The sequence below is a fragment of the Streptomyces sp. NPDC006510 genome, assembly GCF_040611955.1.
Taxonomy (GTDB): domain Bacteria; phylum Actinomycetota; class Actinomycetes; order Streptomycetales; family Streptomycetaceae; genus Streptomyces.
In genome coordinates, this window is sequence record NZ_JBEXPH010000406.1 from 1 (window position 1) to 2,423 (window position 2,423).

Genomic DNA, 2,423 nt, shown 5'->3' on the forward strand with positions numbered 1-2,423 from the left:
CGCTCGCCGCCGAGCGCGCCCGGCAGACCCGGATCGCCGTGGTCGGTGCGGTCACCGAGCGCTGGGCGCCCGAGCAGGCCGGCCCCGTCCACGAGAACTGGCGGCTGGCACCGCCGATCGGGCCCGCCACCGACCTCTGGGCGCTGGGCGCGCTGCTCTACCGCGCAGTCCAGGGCCACGCCCCCTACCCCGAGGAGAACGCGGCCGAGCTCGTCCAGATGGTGTGCGGGGAGCCGCCCGCCTTCGCCGAGGAGTGCGGTCCGCTGCGCCCCGTCGTCGAGTCCCTGCTGCGCCAGGACCCCACCGAGCGGCCGGACTTCGAGGAACTGAGCGGCTGGCTGCGCTCCCTCGTGCGGTCGGCGCCCGAGCCCGAGGCCGGTCTGGACGTCGTACCCCTGCCGTCCGCCGACACCGCCCGGCTGCCCGTCGTACGCCGCAGGGGCGAGCTGGTCCGCAGACGACGCGGCAGGAGCGCGGCCCACGGCCGTCACCGCCACACCAAGGACAAGCCCGACCGGCATGACAGGCCCAGGGCGGAGAAGGCCCCCCGGCCCTCCCCGGCCCCCCGGCCGCCGCGTGAGCCCAAGGGTCCCAAGGCGCTGCGCACCCCGCCCCGCCCCCGTGACGGCGAGCGGCGGGCGCCGCAGCGGCTCGGGCGGCTGCTCCTGGTGCTGATCCTGCTGGCCCTCGTCGCGGCCATCGCGTACGCCGTGATGTTCATGCCCAAGGCGGGCAGCGAATCGGGCACCCGCTCCACGGGCCCCGCGTCCTCGACGTCCGGTTCACCGGAGCCCGGCAGCGGCGGGTCCGACGGCGGCGGGTCCGGCGACCCGACGCGGTCCCCCGGTGCGCAGCAGCCGCAGACCAGCCGGTCCGCCGTCGCCCTCGCCCCCGGCTACACCCTGCGCAAGGACCAGGAGGGCTTCGAGGTCGGCGTGCTCAAGGGCTGGCAGCGCAGCCCCGCCACCGCGGACCGTCAGATCCGCTACGGCAGCGACGGCTTCAGCCTGCTGATCGTCCCGGGCCGCGACACCGTCAAGGCCAACGGCGACGACCCGCTGGCGTACCAGGCCGACAAGGAACCGGAGTTGCAGCCGTTCCGCAACTCCAGCTGGTCGGGGTCGAGCGGGCTGCGCCGGATCGACGTCGGGCGACAGGCCATGGCGGAGGGCCAGTTCACCTGGCAGGACGCATCGGGACGCGAGGTGTACGCCCGCAACCTCGTGATGGTCGTGGCCGGCCGCTACCACATCATCCAGGTCATCGGCCCGGAGAACCGGCGCGACAAGGTATCGGACATCTACGAACAAGCCATCGCCTCCTACCGCGTGACGCCCTGAACCCTCTCCGTACGACACCCGGCCGGTGACGGAGCGACAAGCATCACAGTGCGGTCTCGTGGGCGGTGCGAGGTTCCGTGGCCGTGCCTCCCCTCCGTAATCTGGCACCGAGGAACGGGGCGGGGAAACGTGGATCGATCACAGGGAACGGACGCGGGACTGGTGCTGGCCGGAAGGTACCGGCTGGGCGAAGTCCTCGGGCGCGGCGGCATGGGCAAGGTCTGGCGCGCCCACGACGAGGTGCTGCACCGCACGGTCGCGGTCAAGGAGTTGACCGCCGGTCTGTACGTCGCCGAGGCCGACCGGATCGTGCTGCACGCCCGCACACAGAAGGAGGCCCGCGCGGCCGCCCGGATCACGCATCCGGGCGTGGTCACCGTGCACGACGTGATCGAGTACGACAACCGGCCCTGGATCGTCATGCAGTACGTCGACGGCCCGTCCCTCGCCGACGCGGCGAAGGAGTCCGGTGAGATCGAGCCGCGCGAGGCCGCCAGGATCGGCCTCCACGTGCTGAGCGCCCTGCGCGCCGCGCACGGGGCGGGGGTCCTGCACCGGGACGTGAAGCCCGGCAACGTGCTCCTCGCCAAGGACGGCCAGGTACTGCTCACCGACTTCGGGATCGCCGCCATCGAGGGTGACTCGACCATCACCAGGACCGGTGAACTGGTCGGCTCCATCGACTACCTGGCGCCCGAGCGGGTACGCGGCGGTGACCCCGGACCGGCGTCCGACCTGTGGTCGCTCGGCGCCACGCTCTACACCGCGGTCGAGGGACGCTCGCCGTTCCGCCGCACGTCCCCGATCTCCACCATGCAGGCCGTCGTCGCCGAGGAACCCCCGCCGCCCGGACGGGCGGGCCCGCTGGCCCCCGTGATCACCGCGCTGCTCCGCAAGGAGCCGGACGAGCGTCCGTCGGCCGCGGAGACGGAACGGATGCTGCTGGACGCCATGGAGGGCCGCAAGCCCGTGGCCGCCCAGGCGTTCGTACCGACGCAGAGCGTCCCCGACGAGGTCCTGCGCTCGCTGGGCCCGGACGGCCCGTCCGGGCCCGGAACCACGCGGCTGCCCCAGCCGGCGGCC

The 2,423-nt window shown here is 73.8% G+C and carries 1 protein-coding gene and 1 pseudogene; both read left to right on the forward strand.

Annotation, left to right across the window (positions count from 1 at the left end; all coding sequences use genetic code 11):
- Positions 1-1,340, forward strand: a pseudogene (locus tag ABZY11_RS43935) (hypothetical protein); the annotation flags it as partial.
- A gap of 129 nt (positions 1,341-1,469) precedes the next feature.
- Positions 1,470-2,423: serine/threonine-protein kinase (locus tag ABZY11_RS43940; RefSeq protein WP_356484542.1), on the forward strand; the 954-nt coding region annotated here is incomplete at its 3' end.